This is a genomic window from Alphaproteobacteria bacterium (genome assembly GCA_030740435.1).
Lineage (GTDB): Bacteria > Pseudomonadota > Alphaproteobacteria > UBA2966 > UBA2966.
Genome location: JASLXG010000155.1, coordinates 1 through 16,838, shown reverse-complemented (window position 1 = coordinate 16,838; position 16,838 = coordinate 1). Strand labels below are relative to the sequence as shown.

Below are 16,838 nucleotides of genomic sequence, written 5' to 3'. Positions count from 1 at the left end.
GACCCGAAGTCCGTCCCGTTTCGATTCACCCATCGGGTGTGCCATGCCAACCACTCCATCAACTCCTCAACATATTGATTCTTATAGCATAATCTCCATCTCAGGGCATCGATTAACGAGTTCATCTGGGAAATGGGGGCTCAAAGGCCCCGCGGCGCACCATGACGCCGGTGTGGAAGGCGGTGCCCGAAACTTTGCGGCAATTGCTGCAATGGCAAAAATAGACACGGTCGGGCTCGGTCGAGCAGCGGTAGCGCACGGCACCGCAGAGGCAGCCGCCTTCGAAGGGTACGGACATGGGGTTACCTCGCCACTGGTTTGTCGGCCGCTGCCAACGGTAGGATGTGCGGCGCCTGGGTCAACCCCTTATCGAGCAGCAAAGGCAGATGTCGCTGGACCAAGTCCTGATAACGGCCATCCTGGTCGCCGTCTTCGCCCTCTTCGCCCGTGGGCCGTGGCGCTATGACGTGGTGGCCTTCGCGGCGCTGCTGCTGGCGGTACTGCTGGGCGTGGTGCCGACGGGCAGCGCCTTTGCCGGTTTCGGCCACCCCGCCGTCATCACGGTGGCGGCGGTGCTGGTGATCAGCCGGGCGCTCTCCAACTCGGGCGCGCTGGATATGGTGTTGCGTCTTTTGGCCCCGGCCACCGCCACACCCACCTTGCACGTGGGCGCGCTTTCGGGCGTGGCGGCGGCGGCCTCGGCGCTAATGAACAACGTCGGCGCGCTTGCGCTGATGATGCCGCTGGCATTGCAATCGGCGGCCAAGGCGGAACGCTCGCCGAGTATTTTGCTGATGCCGCTCTCGTTCGGCTCCATCCTCGGCGGCCTCGTCACCATGATCGGCACGCCGCCCAACATCATCATCGCCACATATCGCGGCGAGCGCTTGGGCCAGCCTTTCTCGATGTTCGACTTCACGCCGGTGGGCGGCGTGCTGGCGCTGGCCGGACTGGTGTTCATCGCACTCGTGGGCTGGCGCCTGATCCCCGGCCAGCGCCGGGCGCGGCTGACGGCGGCCGAGCTTTTCGACATCGAGGACTACGTGGCCGAGATCAAGGTGCCGAAGGATTCGCAAGCCGTCGGCCTGAAGGTAAAGGACCTCGAGGATTCGCCCGAGGACTTCGGCGTCGCCGTCATCGCCATCGTGCGCCGGGGCCAACGCATCGTGCGCTGGCTGCGCCGCGAGGCCATCAAGTCCGGCGATATCCTCATCGTCGAGGCCGATCCCGCCGGCTTCGACAAGTTCGTCTCGACGCTCGGGCTCACTTTCGTCGGCACCGACCAGGCCCGCGGCCATCTTCTGCACTCCGAGGACATGGCGCTGATCGAGGCCGTGGTGCCGCCACGGACGCGCCTCGAGGGACGGACGCCGGCGCAATTACGCTTTCGCAGCCGCTACGGCATCAACCTTTTGGCCGTGGCCCGCCAGGGGAAACCCTTCCGCGACCGGCTGCGGGGCCTCAAGTTCCAGGCCGGCGACGTGCTGCTGTTGCAGGGCGAGGAAGACACGCTGGCCGAGGTGGTGGCGGCGCTGGGCCTGTTGCCGCTGGCCGAACGCGGCTGGCAAGTGGGCAAACGCCACCAGGCCGGCATCGCCATGGGCGTCTTCGGCCTGGCCATCGTCGCCGCGACGCTCGGCGTCGTGTCGCTGCCGGTAGCGCTCTGTGCCGCTGCCTCGCTGATGGTCATGACCAACCTGGTGCCGGCACGCGAGCTATATGACGCCATCGACTGGCCGGTGATCGTGCTGCTGGGTTCGATGATCCCGCTGGCCGGGGCACTGGAGTCCTCGGGCACCACGGAACTGGCGGCCCGGGGCATTCTCGCCGTGGCTGGCGGCCTGGCACCGGTGCTGGTGCTGGCGCTCTTGCTGGTTGTCACCATGACGCTTTCCGACATCCTCAACAACGCCGCCACGGCGCTCGTCATGGCGCCCATCGCCGTCAGCCTGGCGGCCAGCCTGGGGGTCAGTTCGGACGCGTTCCTGATGGCGGTGGCGGTGGGGGCAAGCTGCGCTTTCTTGACCCCCATCGGGCACCAGAACAACATCCTGGTGATGGGGCCCGGCGGGTACGAGTTCGGCGATTACTGGCGGCTCGGCCTGCCGCTCGAGGTACTGCTGACCATCGTCGCCGTGCCCATGATCGTTTGGGTCTGGCCGTTGTAGCGGGATACTGACGCATTAGCAGAAATTCCTGGACGAATGGGCGTTTTTCTTGGACATAATTTCTCTTGTCTCAAGATACTATCTCATCGATAATGGTCTGAAGATAGAAATTGAAAACGGTGCAAGGACCATGCAGCCATTTTCTCAACTGAGCATCGAATTATTTGCAGGAATTTTGGTTGCGATAATTGCTGGTGGACTGGGATTTTTTTACCAGCTCCACCGGCGTCGGTCCCGCCCCTTTATTTTGATTAGAGATTTCAGTACCGCTGTGAATAGCAATCTTGAAGTAACATTACCATCACATATGGTAACAAATTCCTCGGATATGACATTTATAGAGAGACTTGAAAATAAAGCGACGCTAACACAAATACAGCGTGCGCGACGAGGTACTCTTCGAGTCATCTCTAACGGACCAGAATTGATCAAAATTTTGCGCTCCGCAAGTGGTCAACGGGAATTTATTGTCATGACATCGAAGCGGCAGGAAGAAATGGAATCTGGCAACGAGCTGAGGGGAAGATTCAGAGACCGAACAAGCAAAGGAAGTGTAGTATTAGAATGTATCAGCGCGGGAATTAGATCAAAAAGGAAAATACGATCAAGATGGACATCGTTCATGGAAGAAAAAACCGAGTGAATTGAACATGCTATACTTAAGTTTATTATATGTAATCATTTATTCCCTGGAGTATTATATGTTAATTATTGCAACTTATCAATGATATCAATATTGTTGCTGACGAGGTATTTTTCTGTCAGCAAAAAATTGAGGCGACCCTTGAGCGCTTGCGGCGCACGCCACGAGGTCGCACAATCGGATGTCCTTTGGAATTCACCTGGCAGAGCCCCGAATGAACGCCCAACCTGCGCCCGACAGCGACAGAACCGACTCTGACGACACCATCGAACAAATCCGCCTATCGGTGCGGGCTCTCTGTGCTGATTTCCCCGGTGAGTACTGGCGCCAGAAGGACCGCGACCGCGGCTATCCCACGGAATTCGTCCAGGCCCTGACCAATGCCGGGTTCCTGGCCGTGCTGGTGCCCGAACAATACGGCGGCTCGGGCCTGCCGCTGAGCGCGGCCGCCGCCATCCTCGAGGAAATAAACAAATCGGGCGCCAACTCGGGCGCCTGCCACGCCCAAATGTACATCATGGGCAGCTTGCTCAGGCACGGCAGCGACGAACAGAAAGACAGCTGGCTGCCCAAGATCGCCTCGGGCGAGGTGCGGCTGCAGGCCTTCGGGGTGAGCGAGCCGACCAGCGGCACGGATACGCTGAGCTTGCGCACCACGGCCGTGCGTGACGGCGATGAATACGTCATCAACGGCCAGAAGGTCTGGACCTCGCGGGCCGAGCATTCCGACCTGATGCTGCTGCTGGCCCGCACCACGGCGCGGGACCGTGTCGAGAAGCGCACCCAGGGACTTTCGGTCTTTCTCGTCGACATGCAGGCGGCGCTGGGGCGCGGCATGACGATCAAGCCCATCCGCACCATGATCAACCATGCCACCACCGAGATCTTCTTCGAGGACCTGCGCATCCCGGCCGACAGCCTGATCGGCGAGGAGGACCAGGGCTTTCGCTATATCCTCGACGGCATGAACGCCGAGCGCGTGCTGGTGGCCGCCGAATGCATCGGCGATGCCCGCTGGTTCCTGGCCAAGGCCAGCGAATACGCCTGCGAGCGCCAGGTTTTCGGCCGCCCCATCGGCCAGAACCAGGGGATTCAGTTTCCCCTGGCCCGGGCCTATGCCGCCACCGAGGCGGCGGACTTGATGGTGCACGAGGCGGCGCGCCGCTTCGAGGCCGGCTTGGCGGCCGGCGAACAGGCCAACATGGCCAAGCTGCTGGCTTCCGAGGCCGCCTGGCAGGCCGGCGAGGCCTGTTTGCAGACCTTTGGTGGCTTCGGCTTCGCCGAGGAATACGACGTCGAGCGCAAGTGGCGCGAGACGCGGCTCTACCAGACGGCGCCGATCTCGACCAACCTGATCCTCACCTTCCTGGCCGAGCGCGCGCTGGGCTTGCCCCGGTCGTACTGATGCGAGGCGCCTTGAAGGACATCCTGGTGGTGGCCGTCGAGCAGGCCGTGGCGGCGCCCTATTGTTCCTCGCGCCTGGCTGATGCCGGCGCCCGGGTGATCAAGGTGGAGCGCCCGGAAGGCGATTTCGCCCGGCACTACGATGCCGTGGCCGGCGGCCACAGCGCCTATTTCGTCTGGCTCAACCGGGGCAAGGAATCGCTCAAGCTCGACTTCAAACAGCCTGACGACGCGGCGCTTCTCGACCGCATCCTGGCCCGGGCCGACGTCTACATCCAGAACCTGGCACCCGGTGCCGCCGAGCGCGCCGGCATCGGCTCGGACGAGCTGCGCCGGCGCCATCCCCGGCTTATCACCTGCGATATCTCGGGCTATGGCGACGATGAACGCGTCAGCCACATGCGGGCCTACGACATGCTGATCCAGGCCGAGGTGGGGCTGGCCTCGATCACCGGCACGCCTGAGGCGCCGGGCCGGGTGGGCGTCTCGGTGGCCGATATTTCCTGCGGCATGTATGCCGCTGGCGCCATTCTCGAGGCGCTGCATGAGCGCTACCGTACCGGCACCGGCAAGGGCCTCAAGGTTTCGCTCTTCGACGCCCTGGCCGACTGGATGGCGGTACCGCTCTTGTACCACGCCGCCGGCCGGCCGCCAGGCCGCATCGGGCTGCACCATCCCGTGCTGGCCCCTTATGGCGCCTATGCCGCCCGTGGCGGCGAGCTGATCGTGCTGTCGATCCAGAACGCCCGCGAATGGCAGCGCTTTTGCGAGCACGTGCTGGAAAGGCCTGATTTGGCCGAGCACGAACTTTTCCATGACAACCAGGCCCGGGTGGCCAATCGCCAGGCGCTGGATAGCGAAATCGAAGCGGTCTTTTCGGCCCACGACCGCGAGACGCTGGTCGAGCGTCTCAAGCGCGGGCGGGTGGCCTATGGTGCGGTCAATTCGCTCGACGATCTGGCCCAGCATCCGGCGCTCAGGCTGGTGCCCCAGCCCATCCCCGGCGGCAGCATCGACGTGGTGGCGCCGCCGGCCCGGGTGGCCGGCGAGGCGCCCGAGTTCGCGCCCGTGCCGGAGTTGGGCCAACACAGCAGAGCCATAGCCAAGGAATTCGCCGCCGGCGAAAGCGACGGCGCGGAGTAGTCGGAAAATCGGGAGAACCACCATGAGCGATGCCGCCGTGAGCTACGCAGACTGGAGCGCCAGCCTGGAGGTGCGCGAGGACATCGCCACCCCCGCCATGACCGGCAACCTGGCCGCCACCCTCGATCGCGACGAGCCGCCGCCCACCCTCGGCGACAACCTGCCCTGGGGCTGGCATTGGCTCTATTTCCCCAACCAGGACCGCCAGTCCGCGGTCGGCGCCGATGGCCTCACTATGGACTCGGGCTTCATGCCGCCCGTGCCCTTCCCGCGACGCATGTTCGCCGGCGCCCGCATGCAGTACCAGCGCCCCATCCGGCTCGGCGACCGCATCCGCCGCGAATCGGAAGTTATACGCATCCGGGAAAAGGAAGGCCGGTCGGGAAAGCTGGCGTTCATCACGGTGGCCTACCGTGTGTTCGACGAAAGCGGCCTTTGCGTCGAGGAAGAACAGGACATCGTCATGCGCGAGGCCGAGGCCCAGACTTCGGTACCGGCGGTGGCGGAAGCCGAGCCCGAACCCTTGGCCAACGACTGGCAGCAAGAGATCGATCCCGATCCGGTGATGCTGTTCCGCTTTTCCGCCGTCACCTTCAACCCCCACCGCATCCACTACGACGAGCCCTATGCCACCGGCGTCGAGCATTATCCCGGCCTGGTGGTTCACGGGCCGCTGACGGCCATATTACTGCTCGAGCTGTGTCGCGATTCAAGCGGCGGGCGGGCCCTCAAGTCCTTCGGCTTCCGGGCCATGCGGCCGCTTTTCGCCACCGCCCCCTTCCGCCTCACCGGCCGCCCCACGGCCGACGGCCAGGGCTGCGACCTGGCCGCTCTCACGCCCGAAGGCGCGCTCGCCATGAAGGCCGAGATCGAATTCGCGGATTGAGGGGGTGCCTCGGATCGAACTGTTTCGGTTTGCTACCAAGCCGACTTTTGTTGTTTCGATTGTTGCAAACCAATACCGGCTCCTGAAGGGAGAGATCAGATGGCGGCAGCGATTTCTCGCCTCTGCCTGACCACTTGGCTGGGGACGGCCTTGTTCCTGGCGGCCTGCGGGGCGACGCCGGAGCAACCCCAGGTCGGCCGCCCGGCAGCGCCCCGCCCGGCCTTCGAGTTGATCGGCCACCGTGGCGCCCGGGGTTTGCTTCCGGAAAACACCCTGCCTGGCTTCGCCCGTGCCTTGACGCTCGGCGTGACGGTGCTGGAATTGGACGTGAGCGTCAGCAAAGACGGCCGCGTCGTGGTCAGCCACCACCAGTCGCTCAATCCCGACGTCACTCGGGATGCCGAGGGAAACTGGCTGCTGGCCGACGGACCGGCGCTGATCACGCTGTCCTTGGACGAGCTCAGAACCTACGACGTGGGCCGCCTCAACCCGCGCCGCAAGTCGTACGCCCAGCGCTTCAAGAAGCAGCAGCCGATCGACCGCACGGCCATGCCGACGCTGGACGAGGTGATTACGCTGTGGCGCCATTTTGGCCGCCGGGATGTGCGCCTCGACATCGAAATCAAGGGCCGCCCCGACAGGCCCGAAGAGACCCTCGAGCCGGCGGGTTTTGCCGCCAAGGTGGTCGAGGTGCTGCGCCGCAGCGGAACGCTGCCCTTTGCCGCCATCCAATCCTACGACTGGCGTACGCTGGCCCATGTTCGCCGCTTGGCGCCAGAGATCGAGACCATCTGCCTGACGGCCCAGCAATCCTGGATCGACAACGTCCAACGCGGCCGTCCCGGCCCCTCGGCCTGGACCAACGGCCTGGACGTCGATGATTTCGCCGGCTCCGTGCCAAAGCTCGTCAAGCGCGCCGGCTGCAACACCTGGTCGGTCTACTGGCGCGAACTCGACGCCGCCCAGGTGGCCGAGGCCCAGGCACTCGGCCTCAAGGTCCTGGTCTGGACCGTCAACAGCAAGGCCGAGATGGAGCGCTTCGTCAAACTCGGCGTCGACGGCATCGTCAGCGATTATCCCGACAAATTGCGCCAGGTGCTGATGCGGCTGGGCGTAAGTGTTCCGCCGTTACCGCCGAGTTCCTGAAGGTCGGCGGTTTTCGCCCTGGCGGCCGGCCGGCCAGCGTGCTAGGCAAATCAGTTGCCGTCATCCCCCTTCCGGAGATCACACCGTGAGCAAAATTGCCTTGTTCGTCCAACTCGAGGTCGACGCCGCCCAACGCCAGTATTTCATGCGCGAAATGAACGACCATGCCGCCAAGACACTGGCTGGCGAAGCGGGTTGTAAGCAGTTCGACGTCTATGCCTCGCGCGACGACGAGAACACTTTCCTGCTCTACGAGGTCTACGCCGACCAGGCGGCCCTCGAAATCCACCGCGACAACCCCCAACTTGGCAGGTTCCGCGACGCCACCAGCGACATGGTGACATCGCGCCGCATCGTCGAGGGTCTGGCCCTGCCGGCCTGACCCCGCGCCCCACGGAATTCTTCGCATCACAGGAACCCGAATCCATGAGCTATCAGGACATCCTTTTTGAGACAGCCGACGGCATCGCCACCATCACGCTCAACCGGCCCGACCGGCTCAACGCCTGGACCCGCATGATGGAGCAGGAGGTGCGCCAGGCCATGACCGAGGCCGGCGGCGACGAGGCCGTGAAAGTCGTGGTGCTGACCGGCGCCGGGCGCGGCTTCTGCGCCGGCGCCGACATGGACCTGCTCAGTGCCGTCGATCCCGACAGCGGCCAGGAGCCGCCCAAAACGGCGCCCTACGAGGCCACGGAACTGCCCGATTTCCAGACCCAGTATTCCTACTTTCCGGCCACGCCCAAGCCCATCGTCTGCGCCATCAACGGCCCCTGCGCCGGGCTCGGCCTGGTCATGTCGCTCTATTGCGACGTGCGCATCGCCGGCAGCGATGCCGTCTTCACCACCGCCTTTTCGCGCCGCGGCCTGATCGCCGAGCACGGCATCAGCTGGATGCTGCCGAAATTGGTGGGCCACGCCCACGCCCTGGATCTTCTGTTGACGGCGCGCAAAATCGACGCCGCCGAGGCCGGCCGCATGGGCCTGGTCAACCAGGTGGTGCCCCAGGACGAGCTCGGGGCAGCGGTCAAGGATTACGCCACCGAACTCGCCACCATGGTCTCGCCGCGCTCGGTTCAAGTGATGAAACGCCAAGTCTACGGCGCCCAATTCCAGACCCTGGCCCAGGCCGTGGCCGAGGCCAACGTCGAGATGGTGCAATCCTTCAAGAGCGAGGACTTCAAGGAGGGCGTGGCGCACTATCTGGAAAAACGCGCTCCCAACTTCAGCGGGCGTTAGAGCGCGCCATGAGCAGGCTTTCCGAACTCGACGCGGCCGAGCTCGACGCCGAGCAGCGCCAAGTGCTCGAAGCCATGCAGGCCGGACCCCGCGGCGGCGCGCCGGGGCCGCTGGCCATCTGGCTGCAAAGCCCGGGTTTGTGCGGCCCGGCCCAGCAGCTCGGCGCCTTCATCCGCTTCGGCTCCTCGCTGCCGCCCCGGCTTTACGAGATCGCCGTGCTGGTGGTGGCGGCGCATTGGCGGACCCAGTTCGAATGGTGGGCCCACGCCCGGCTGGCCCGTGAGGGCGGTGTAGCTTTGGCAACCATCGAAGCCATCAAGGACGGCAAGGCACCGCCCGATTTGGCCGCGGACGAACAGATGATCTACGACGTCGCCATCGCACTCGTGCACAACCGCCGCCTCGAGGAAGCCCTCTACCAGCGCGCCGTCGATCTTTTGGGCACCAAGGCGCTGGTCGAATTGGTCGGCACGATGGGCTATTACACGCTGGTATCGATGACGCTGAACGCCTTCGAGGTCGATTTGCCCGAGGGCGAAGAACCACAGTTTCCAACGCGCTAGTGAGGAAGCCATGATCGATCTCTACACCTGGGGCACTTCCAACGGCCGCAAGGCCTCCATCATGCTCGAGGAATGCGGCCTCGAGTACACCGTCCATCCCATCAACATCACCCAGGACGACCAGTTCAGCCCCGGGTTCATCGCCATCAACCCCAACAGCAAGATCCCCGCCATCGTCGACCAGGACGCCGAGGGCGGCCCCTATACGGTGATCGAATCGGGCGCCATCTTGATGTACTTGGGCGACAAGACGGGCCTTCTCTTCGCCACCGAGCAGCGCAAGCGTTACGACATCATCCAATGGCTGATGTGGCAGATGGGCGGCGTGGGGCCCAACTTCGGCCAAGTCCACCACTTCCTGCGTTCCCAAGAGGCGCGCAAGGTGAGCTACGGCGTCGAGCGCTACACAAAGGAAATGCGCCGGCTCTACGGCGTGCTGAACGACCGCCTGGAAGGCCGCGATTTCATCTGCGACGACTATTCCATCGCCGACATCGCCACCTTCCCCTGGGTGCTGCGCTACGAGTGGCAGGAAGTCGACCTGGCCGAATGGCCCAACGTCAAGCGCTGGTTCGATACCATCCACGCCCGCCCGGCGGTGCAGAAAGGGATTACCATTCCCAGCGCACCTTGAGCGGATACAGCATACCCCCCCACCCTCACCCTCCCACAAGGAGGGAGGGAGCCGGCACCAACCAGCGTTTTCTTCTCCCCCTCTGATGGGGGCCGGGGTGGGGGCGCTTTGTTTGGAGCTCGCTCTACGCCTTCGCCGCGATGGCCTCGATCTCGATCAGCGCTTCCGGCACCGCCAGGGCGGGGACCACGATCAGCGTGGCCGGCGGCGCCACGCCGAGCACTTCGTCGCGGGCCGCGCGAACGGCCGGGATGTGCTCGGCGCCGACCGGATAGGTGACCAGCTTGACGATGTCCTCGGGCCCCATGTCGGCCTCGGCCAGGATGGCGACGATGTTGCGACAGGCCTGTTCGGCCTGGGCAGCCGCGCCCTCGGCCCAAGTGCCGTCCGGTTTGACGCCCACCTGGCCGGCCAGCATCAGCCAGCGGGCGCCGGCCGGCACCTCGCAGCCGTGGTGATAATTGCCCACCGGGGTATGCACGCCCTCGGGATTGTAAATACGGTTCATGGCCTCTCTCCGCTGGTTTCACCTTCGAGGCCATAATCGGCGCCCAGCGCCGGCCCGGCAAGCCTTGCGTCGGGCGCGGCCGGATGTTAGGCCCGGCCCGGTGATGTCCGCACCGCGCCGCCCCTCGCTCGCCATATTGATCGCCGTCGCCGGCCTCGGCACCTTCACGCTGAACGCCATCCTGCCCTCGATGCCGGGGCTGCAGCGCGCCTTCGGCACCAGCTATGCCGTGGTGCAGTTGACGCTGACGGTTTATCTCGTCGGCCTGGCGCTGGCCCAGCTCGCTTATGGGCCGCTCTCGGACCGCTTTGGCCGCCGCCCGGTGCTGCTGGCCGGCTTGGGCATCTTCCTCGCCGGTACGGTGCTTTGCGTGGCGGCAACCAGCATCGAGATGCTGATCGCCGGGCGCCTGGTGCAGGCCATCGGCGGCGGGGCCGGCCTGGTCATGGCACGGGCCATGGTGCGGGACCTGCATGCGCCGGAACGCGCCGCCGCCATGATCGCCTACTTGACCATGGCCGTGGTGGTGGCGCCGACGCTGGCGCCGGTGGTCGGCGGTCTGTTTGAGGATTGGCTGGGCTGGCGGGCCACCTTCGTGTTCATTCTGGGCCTGGCGGCGCTGACCTGGGGCGCGGCATACCTCTTTGCCTTTGAAACCCTGCACGAGGGCCGCCACCAGGCCGAGTTCGCCAGCCTTTTCCTCTCGTTCTGGCAGCTTTTGCGAAACCGCGCCTTCAACGGCTATGCCTTCCAGGTGGCCTTTATCACCTCGGCCTATTTTGCTTTCATGGGCGGCGCACCTTACGTCATGGTCGACCTCATGGGCCGCTCGCCGACCGATTTCGGCCTCTACTACGTAATCATCTCGGTGACGTACGTCGGCGCCAACTTTGCCACGGCCCGCCTGGTCAAGCGTCTGGGCATCCCGCGCCTGATCTGGGCCGGCATATGTGTGGCGCTAATTGGCTCCCTCTCGCTCGCAGTCACGGAGTTCAGCCTCGGCCTGACCCCGCTCACGCTCTTTGGTTTGATGTCGATCGTCTCGATCGGCAACGGCCTCTGCATCCCCTCAGGCACGGCCGGCGCCATCAGCGCCGATCCCCGGCGCGTCGGCGCCGCGGCCGGCCTGGCGGGTTCCATGCAGATCGGTTTCGGCGCCGCGGCGTCTTATCTGGTCGGCCTCATGCTGGCCGACAGCGCCCGGCCGCTGGTGCTGCTGATCGTCGTCTGCGTGGCGCTCTCGCTGGCCTCGCATGTTCTGGGTCAGCGTTCCAGCGTAAGAACCCCTTCGCGGACTTCATAGCGGCCGAGGCGCCCCAGGAAGCTCATGCCCAGCAGTGAGTGCTGCATGGCGGCCTGGTTGACCGAGGCCCGCACGTCTTCGAGCACGATGGGCCCGACGGCGACGCGGCGAAGCCGCACGGGCGCGCCCAGGACGGGGCCGTTGGCCGTGGCGTAGCGCCGGTCGAACGAGAGCTTGGCCAGGTCTATGCCCAGGCGTTCGGCGTCGGCCGGGCTGAGCACCACGTCGGAGGCGCCGGTGTCGACGAGAAAGCGCAGGCGTGTGCCATCGACCTCGGCCTCGATGACGAACTGGCCGCCCTGGCGGGCCACGAAGCTGACGGCGCTGCCGGCGACCGAGCCCTGGTGGGGCAAAAGCTCGGCCACCACGCGCTGGTAAAGGGTCAGGGCATCGTGGCGCAGCGCGTAGACCGAGACCAGTACCACGCCGATGGCCAGCCAGATCAGGGACTGGCGCAGCCACTGGGCAAGCGGCGGCCGGCGACGCCAGGCAGCCCCGCTCGCCAGCACCGCCAGCAGCGCCACCAGATAGACCAGGCGCAACCACTGGTCCTGGTCGGCCAGCGCCTCGGGGAAGCTGAGCGCGAGAAAAACGACCACCGCCCCCAGCGCCAGGCCGGCGCCCAGCAGCAGCAACCAGCCCCGCGACGGTGAGCCTTTCACTTCCCGCCCTCCAGGGCGGCGGCGATGTGCTGGCGGCGGCGCCACAGCCAAGCCAGGCCCAGCAGCATCAGCAAGGCCGCCGCGCCCTGGGCCAGTTGCAGGCCGATGATCTCGGAAGCCGCGCCGATGGCCAGGGCGCCCAGCGCCGGGCCGCCGCGGATGACCATGCCGAATAGGCTGAGCACGCGGCCCCTCAGCGCCGCGTCGACCGAGAGTTGCAGCAAGGTCTGCGCCCCCACGGCGACCAGCAACATGCAGAACGAGGCCGCGGCGATGGCCGGCACCGCCAGCCACAGCGAGTCGCTGGCCACGAACAGCAGCAGCGCCGCCACCAGCACCAGGGTCGAGATCAGGGCGACGCCCGTCAGGCCCGCCGGATCGCCGCGCCGGGCCAGCCAGAGGCCGCCGACGGTGGCGCCGATGCCGGCGCTCGAGGTGAGCAGCGCCAGGATATCGGGCCCGCCCTGAAAGACCTGGGCGGCGAAGCCGGGCAACAACTCGGCGACCGGCCGGGCGCACAAGCTCATGAACACCAGCAGCACCAGGATGGGGGCGATGCCGGGATGGCCGGCGGCGTAGCGAAAACCCTCGGCGGCGTCACGCAACAGGCTGCCGCCCGACTTGCGGGAAGTGGCTTCCTCGGGCCGCAAGCTGAGGCGCATCAACACCACCAGGAAGACGATGAAGGTGACGGCATTGACGGCAAAGGTCGCCCCGACGCCCCAGTGCAGGATGACCAGGCCGGCCAGGGCCGGGCCGATGAAGCGCGAGAGGTTGAAGATGCTGGCGTTGAGGGCCACGGCGGCCGGCATGTGCGGCGGCGGCACCAGGCTGGGGATCAGGGCCAGCCGCACCGGCATCATGAAAGCGGCGACAAAGCCGCCCACCAGGATCAGCAGCAACAAGACCTCGACGTTGATCCAGCCGGCCCCGGTCAGCAGCGCCAGTACCCCAGCTTGCAGGCAGGCTAGAACCTGCCCGACCTTGATCAGCATCAGGCGGTTCCAGCGGTCGGCCACCGAGCCGGCCAGCGGCGCGATGAAGACCGAGGGAATAAGGTCGGCAAATGCCATCACGCCGAGCCAGGTGGGCGATTCGGTGAGCTCCCAGGTCAGCCAGCCGACGCCGACGCGTTGCATCCAAAAGCCGATCAGCGACACCAGGTTACCCGCCGAGTAGGCGCCATAAGTGGGTACCGCCAGGGCGCGAATGATGGGCGCGAAGCCGGAGGCGCTTGCCGAGGACATAGACTAGATATACACCAGCCTCAGGATTCGCGTAGGAAGCAGAGCCTCATGACCCGTGCCATCGTGCTGCACGTCGACGACAACGTCGCCACCCTGCTGGCCGATGGCCAAGCCGGCCAGGATTGCGACCTCGAGGGCGAGGCGACTGGCACGCTACGTCTTGCCGACGACGTGGGCTTCGGCCACAAGGTGGCGCTATCCGACATCGCCACCGGCGACAAGGTGATCAAGTACGGCGCCCCCATCGGCGGCGCCACCCAGGCCATCGCCAGCGGCCGCCACGTCCACGTCCACAACGTCACCTCGCACTACGGCATCGCCGAGCCCGAGGAGCGCTAGGCGACCGTCTCGAGGCGGTCGAGCCGCAGCCGGTGGGCGGCTGTCGCTGACCAAAAAACTGCCGCCCCAGGCGGCGGCCAGCACGCCGAACCCGGTGCCGCCGGCGATCACGAACATGATCAGGATCTGGTACTTGACGGCCTCGACCGGATCGACGCCGGCCAGGATCTGCCCGGTCATCATGCCGGGCAGCGACACCAGGCCCGAGATCGACATGGAATTGACGATGGGAATGAGGCCGGTGCGATAGGCCTCGCGCCGCGGCCCGCTGAGGGCCAGGTGGCGGTCGTGGCCCAGTGCCAGGCGTGCCTCGATGGCCTCGCGTTCCCGCGCCACGCCCTCCATCAAGGCGTTGAGCGCCAGCGCCACGCCGTTCATGGTATTGCCCAGCACCATGCCAAACAGCGGCAGCGCAAAGCGCGCGTCATACCAGGGCTCGGGCCGGATGGCCACGGTCAGGGCCAAGAGCGTCACCAGCATGCCGGCCGCCATGACGCTGCCTGTGCCCAGACCATAGCGCCAGGGTCCGGCCAGCCGGCGGCGCTGGCGCGCCGTCACCTCGCGCCCCGCCACCAGCACCATCAGCAGCGCCGCCAGTGCCGTCCAAAGCGGTGTAGCAATGGCGAACAGCAACTTCAGCACCAGGCCCAGCAGCAGCAATTGGACCACCATGCGCGCGCCCGCCACCAGGAGCTGCCGGCCGAGCCCGAAGCCGAGCGCCGCCGAGAGCCCGGCATTGGCCAGCAGCAACAGCGCCGCCAGGGCCACGTCGCCATATCCCAGGGCCAGGAAGGTCACCGGCCGGAACCTTGCAAAACGCCGCCCTCGAGGCGCAAGCGGCGCCCGGCAATGCGCTCGAGTTGTTCGGCGCTGTGGCTCACCAGCAAAATCGCGACGCCGGCCGCCAGGCGCCCGCGCAGCAGGCTCTCGACCTGGGCCACGGCTTCCGGGTCGAGCCCCGCGGTGGGCTCGTCCAGCAACAGCACTTGGGGCTCCAGTGCCAGCGTGCGCAACAGCACCAGGCGCTGGCGCTCGCCGGTGGAAAGACGGGCCACCGGCCACTCCAGCACGGCCTCAGGCAGGCCCAGACGGGGCAGAAGTTGGGCCAGGTCTTCGCGGCTTTCGAAATGCTCGCCCACCTCCTCGGCCCACCAGCCGGCATGGGCCGCCAGATAGGCCACGCGCCGGCGCCAGGCCGGGGCGGAGATGCCCGATCGCGCCACGCCGGAACAGCGAACCTCACCGCTGTTTTTATCGAGATCGGCGATGGCCCGCAGAAGCAGCGTCTTGCCCGCCCCCGAAGGCCCGCTCAGGCCGAGGCACTGGCCACCCTCGATGCCTAGCGTGACCGGCGCCAGACCTGGCCTGCGCAATCCCTCGACGCTGAGCATGCCCCCTCCACGGTTAGGTTGATTGGGGTTCACTCCACTCCAAAACCGACTCCGACTCCGACCCCGGTTTTGACCGAAAACCCACTCCGACCCCGGTTTGACCGAAAACCCACTCCGACCCCGGTTTTGCCGCGGATTAGTCGTCGGCGAACTTGGGCGGGCGTTTCTCGAGTATCGCCGTAATCGCTTCCTTGTGGTCGGCGGCGTGGTGGGCCAGGGCCTGCATGCCGGCCGACATCTCAAGCAGCGTCTCGAACTCGACGCGCTGGCCCTCGCGGATCAGGCGCTTGGCCATACGCAGCGCGTGCGGCGGGTTGACGGCTATGCGCCCGGCCAACTCGTTAGCTGCATTCATGAGCTCGTCGGGCTCGACCACGCGAGAGACCAGGCCGAACTCGAGCGCCGCCTGGGCGTCGTAGCGGTCGCCGGTGAAGGCCATCTCGGAGGCCCGCGAGAGCCCGATGGCGCGCGGCAGCAGCCAGGCGCCGCCGTCGCCGGGGATCAGGCCCAGCTTGACGAAGGCCTCGGAAAACAGCGCCTTGGTCGAGGCGATGCGGATGTCGCACATGGTGGTCAAGTCGCAGCCGGCACCAATGGCCGGGCCGTTGACGGCGGCGATGGCCGGCACTTCGAGACCGTAGAAAGCCAGCGGCATGCGCTGGATGCCGGTGAGGTATTTTTGCCTAAGTTCCGCCGGCGTGCCGCCGAACTCGCTGGCCGACTTGTCGATGGCCTTGAGGTTGCCGCCGGCTGAAAACGCCGTCCCCGCCCCGGTCACAATCACCACCCGCACGCCATCATCGGCGTTGATGCGCAGGCAGCTATCGACCAGGCCCTCGACCACCTCTTCGATCAGGGCGTTGCGCATCTCGGGCCGATCGATGGTCAGGGTGACGACGTGGCCCTCAATCTCGTAGCGCACTGCGTCGGGCATCGGTTTTTCTCCATTCCTGTGCAAAAGGCTACCTGGTCCGGCAGCTCGATGCCGGCCTCGAGGTCGGGATCGGGCAGCGGCGCCCCGGCCACCACGGTGGTGGCCTCGAGCTCCTTCTTGTTGGCCGGGCGGATGTCGGCCGCACGGCCGGGCATGAAGCGTTCGACGACGGCGTCCAGTGCAGACGCTTGGGCGCGCGCCGGCCGCGGCTGCGCGCCGTCGGCTTGAACTGGCTCATGGTCTCCTCCGGATTGGCTCAGCGGCACACCCTAACGGTTAAGGTTTTACCAGGGAAGGCGGCGCTGGAATTCACAATGGAATTCTGCAAGATAGGCGCATCACGGACCCGCCGGGAAAATCGAGATGCCGGAAACGCCGCTCTACATCATGCTCTGTTCGGCCGAACACGAGAAAATCCAGATGGCCGCTATGACGGCTTCGGTAGCGGCGGTGTCGGAGCGCCCGGTCCAGCTCTTCGTCTCGATGGGCGCCATCTTTGCCTTCGACGCCCAGGCCGACGCCGAAGAACGTTACCGGGGTGGCGAAATGTCGGACCTGATGAAGGCCAAGAAGGCGCCCGACGCCATCGAGCTGTTGCGCCAGGGGAGGGACTTCGGCGAGCTAAGCG

General features: G+C 65.9%; 18 protein-coding genes and 2 pseudogenes. 12 read left to right on the top strand and 8 right to left on the bottom strand.

Annotated elements, in window-relative coordinates; translation table 11 throughout:
* Positions 1-121 precede the first annotated feature (121 nt).
* Positions 122-298: a GFA family protein gene (locus QGG75_15945; GenBank protein MDP6068725.1), complete on the bottom strand. Its 177-nt coding sequence runs from the start codon at positions 296-298 to the stop codon at positions 122-124.
* An 88-nt stretch (positions 299-386) separates the two neighbouring features.
* On the opposite strand from QGG75_15945, the gene QGG75_15940 reads away from it, so the two are divergent.
* From QGG75_15940 to QGG75_15900, 9 genes are all read left to right on the top strand, one after another.
* A complete protein-coding gene (locus QGG75_15940) occupies positions 387-2,168 on the top strand; it encodes an SLC13 family permease (GenBank protein ID MDP6068724.1) in 1,782 nt (593 codons plus the stop codon).
* Positions 2,169-3,025: 857 nt separating this feature from the next.
* The gene (locus QGG75_15935; protein ID MDP6068723.1) at positions 3,026-4,216 is read left to right on the top strand and encodes an acyl-CoA dehydrogenase family protein; all 1,191 of its coding nucleotides are present in this window, start codon (positions 3,026-3,028) and stop codon (positions 4,214-4,216) included.
* A complete protein-coding gene (locus QGG75_15930) occupies positions 4,216-5,358 on the top strand; it encodes a CaiB/BaiF CoA-transferase family protein (protein MDP6068722.1) in 1,143 nt (380 codons plus the stop codon). Before QGG75_15935 ends, QGG75_15930 begins: the two co-directional genes overlap by 1 nt.
* 22 nt (positions 5,359-5,380) lie before the next feature.
* Positions 5,381-6,244, top strand: a complete 864-nt coding sequence (locus QGG75_15925; GenBank protein MDP6068721.1) for a MaoC family dehydratase N-terminal domain-containing protein — start codon at positions 5,381-5,383, stop codon at positions 6,242-6,244.
* A gap of 99 nt (positions 6,245-6,343) precedes the next feature.
* Positions 6,344-7,390 (top strand): glycerophosphodiester phosphodiesterase, encoded by a 1,047-nt coding sequence (locus QGG75_15920; protein MDP6068720.1) that lies wholly within the window; start codon positions 6,344-6,346, stop codon positions 7,388-7,390.
* An 85-nt stretch (positions 7,391-7,475) separates the two neighbouring features.
* Complete coding sequence (locus tag QGG75_15915) at positions 7,476-7,772, top strand: putative quinol monooxygenase (GenBank protein MDP6068719.1); 297 nt, start codon at positions 7,476-7,478, stop codon at positions 7,770-7,772.
* 44 nt (positions 7,773-7,816) lie between these two features.
* On the top strand, positions 7,817-8,629 hold the full coding sequence (locus QGG75_15910; GenBank protein ID MDP6068718.1) for an enoyl-CoA hydratase: 813 nt from the start codon (positions 7,817-7,819) through the stop codon (positions 8,627-8,629).
* Between the two features lie 8 nt (positions 8,630-8,637).
* The gene (locus QGG75_15905; protein MDP6068717.1) at positions 8,638-9,192 is read left to right on the top strand and encodes a carboxymuconolactone decarboxylase family protein; all 555 of its coding nucleotides are present in this window, start codon (positions 8,638-8,640) and stop codon (positions 9,190-9,192) included.
* A 10-nt stretch (positions 9,193-9,202) separates the two neighbouring features.
* Complete coding sequence (locus tag QGG75_15900; GenBank protein MDP6068716.1) at positions 9,203-9,826, top strand: glutathione S-transferase N-terminal domain-containing protein; 624 nt, start codon at positions 9,203-9,205, stop codon at positions 9,824-9,826.
* Positions 9,827-9,950: 124 nt separating this feature from the next.
* On the opposite strand, the gene QGG75_15895 is transcribed toward QGG75_15900, so the two are convergent.
* Positions 9,951-10,334, bottom strand: coding sequence for a RidA family protein (locus QGG75_15895; GenBank protein MDP6068715.1), 384 nt, complete (start codon positions 10,332-10,334; stop codon positions 9,951-9,953).
* 103 nt (positions 10,335-10,437) lie between these two features.
* Between QGG75_15895 and QGG75_15890 the strand changes: the two genes are divergently transcribed.
* Positions 10,438-11,637: a multidrug effflux MFS transporter gene (locus QGG75_15890; protein ID MDP6068714.1), complete on the top strand. Its 1,200-nt coding sequence runs from the start codon at positions 10,438-10,440 to the stop codon at positions 11,635-11,637.
* Here QGG75_15890 and QGG75_15885 read toward each other — a convergent pair.
* The gene (locus QGG75_15885) at positions 11,598-12,299 is read right to left on the bottom strand and encodes a TIGR02281 family clan AA aspartic protease (protein MDP6068713.1); all 702 of its coding nucleotides are present in this window, start codon (positions 12,297-12,299) and stop codon (positions 11,598-11,600) included. The genes QGG75_15890 and QGG75_15885 overlap by 40 nt on opposite strands.
* A complete protein-coding gene (locus QGG75_15880) occupies positions 12,296-13,546 on the bottom strand; it encodes an MFS transporter (protein MDP6068712.1) in 1,251 nt (416 codons plus the stop codon). The genes QGG75_15885 and QGG75_15880 overlap by 4 nt, the downstream gene beginning before the upstream one ends.
* 48 nt (positions 13,547-13,594) lie before the next feature.
* On the opposite strand from QGG75_15880, the gene QGG75_15875 reads away from it, so the two are divergent.
* Positions 13,595-13,885, top strand: a complete 291-nt coding sequence (locus QGG75_15875) for a UxaA family hydrolase (GenBank protein ID MDP6068711.1) — start codon at positions 13,595-13,597, stop codon at positions 13,883-13,885.
* On the opposite strand, the pseudogene fetB reads toward QGG75_15875, so the two are convergent.
* From fetB to QGG75_15855, 4 genes and pseudogenes are all read right to left on the bottom strand, one after another.
* Positions 13,882-14,683: pseudogene (fetB, locus tag QGG75_15870) on the bottom strand (iron export ABC transporter permease subunit FetB). The gene QGG75_15875 and the pseudogene fetB overlap by 4 nt on opposite strands.
* Positions 14,680-15,276 carry an ATP-binding cassette domain-containing protein gene (locus tag QGG75_15865; protein ID MDP6068710.1) on the bottom strand — a complete coding sequence of 199 codons (597 nt, stop codon included), beginning with the start codon at positions 15,274-15,276 and terminating at the stop codon, positions 14,680-14,682. Before QGG75_15865 ends, fetB begins: the two are co-directional and overlap by 4 nt.
* A 136-nt stretch (positions 15,277-15,412) precedes the next feature.
* The gene (locus QGG75_15860) at positions 15,413-16,210 is read right to left on the bottom strand and encodes a crotonase/enoyl-CoA hydratase family protein (protein MDP6068709.1); all 798 of its coding nucleotides are present in this window, start codon (positions 16,208-16,210) and stop codon (positions 15,413-15,415) included.
* Positions 16,162-16,392, bottom strand: a pseudogene (locus tag QGG75_15855) (hypothetical protein). The gene QGG75_15860 and the pseudogene QGG75_15855 overlap by 49 nt, the downstream one beginning before the upstream one ends.
* Positions 16,393-16,573: 181 nt before the next feature.
* Here QGG75_15855 and QGG75_15850 point away from each other — a divergent pair.
* A partial coding sequence (locus tag QGG75_15850) for a hypothetical protein (GenBank protein MDP6068708.1) occupies positions 16,574-16,838 on the top strand: 265 nt, incomplete at its 3' end.

What these genes read in the sequence shown, in the direction of transcription:
- QGG75_15945 (MDP6068725.1), bottom strand. Translation starts at nt 298, where the DNA reads ATGTCCGTACCCTTCGAAGGCGGCTGCCTCTGCGGTGCCGTGCGCTAC.
- QGG75_15940 (MDP6068724.1), top strand. Translation starts at nt 387, where the DNA reads ATGTCGCTGGACCAAGTCCTGATAACGGCCATCCTGGTCGCCGTCTTC.
- QGG75_15935 (MDP6068723.1), top strand. Translation starts at nt 3,026, where the DNA reads ATGAACGCCCAACCTGCGCCCGACAGCGACAGAACCGACTCTGACGAC.
- QGG75_15930 (MDP6068722.1), top strand. Translation starts at nt 4,216, where the DNA reads ATGCGAGGCGCCTTGAAGGACATCCTGGTGGTGGCCGTCGAGCAGGCC.
- QGG75_15925 (MDP6068721.1), top strand. Translation starts at nt 5,381, where the DNA reads ATGAGCGATGCCGCCGTGAGCTACGCAGACTGGAGCGCCAGCCTGGAG.
- QGG75_15920 (MDP6068720.1), top strand. Translation starts at nt 6,344, where the DNA reads ATGGCGGCAGCGATTTCTCGCCTCTGCCTGACCACTTGGCTGGGGACG.
- QGG75_15910 (MDP6068718.1), top strand. Translation starts at nt 7,817, where the DNA reads ATGAGCTATCAGGACATCCTTTTTGAGACAGCCGACGGCATCGCCACC.
- QGG75_15905 (MDP6068717.1), top strand. Translation starts at nt 8,638, where the DNA reads ATGAGCAGGCTTTCCGAACTCGACGCGGCCGAGCTCGACGCCGAGCAG.
- QGG75_15900 (MDP6068716.1), top strand. Translation starts at nt 9,203, where the DNA reads ATGATCGATCTCTACACCTGGGGCACTTCCAACGGCCGCAAGGCCTCC.
- QGG75_15895 (MDP6068715.1), bottom strand. Translation starts at nt 10,334, where the DNA reads ATGAACCGTATTTACAATCCCGAGGGCGTGCATACCCCGGTGGGCAAT.
- QGG75_15890 (MDP6068714.1), top strand. Translation starts at nt 10,438, where the DNA reads ATGTCCGCACCGCGCCGCCCCTCGCTCGCCATATTGATCGCCGTCGCC.
- QGG75_15880 (MDP6068712.1), bottom strand. Translation starts at nt 13,546, where the DNA reads ATGTCCTCGGCAAGCGCCTCCGGCTTCGCGCCCATCATTCGCGCCCTG.
- QGG75_15875 (MDP6068711.1), top strand. Translation starts at nt 13,595, where the DNA reads ATGACCCGTGCCATCGTGCTGCACGTCGACGACAACGTCGCCACCCTG.
- QGG75_15865 (MDP6068710.1), bottom strand. Translation starts at nt 15,276, where the DNA reads ATGCTCAGCGTCGAGGGATTGCGCAGGCCAGGTCTGGCGCCGGTCACG.
- QGG75_15860 (MDP6068709.1), bottom strand. Translation starts at nt 16,210, where the DNA reads ATGCCCGACGCAGTGCGCTACGAGATTGAGGGCCACGTCGTCACCCTG.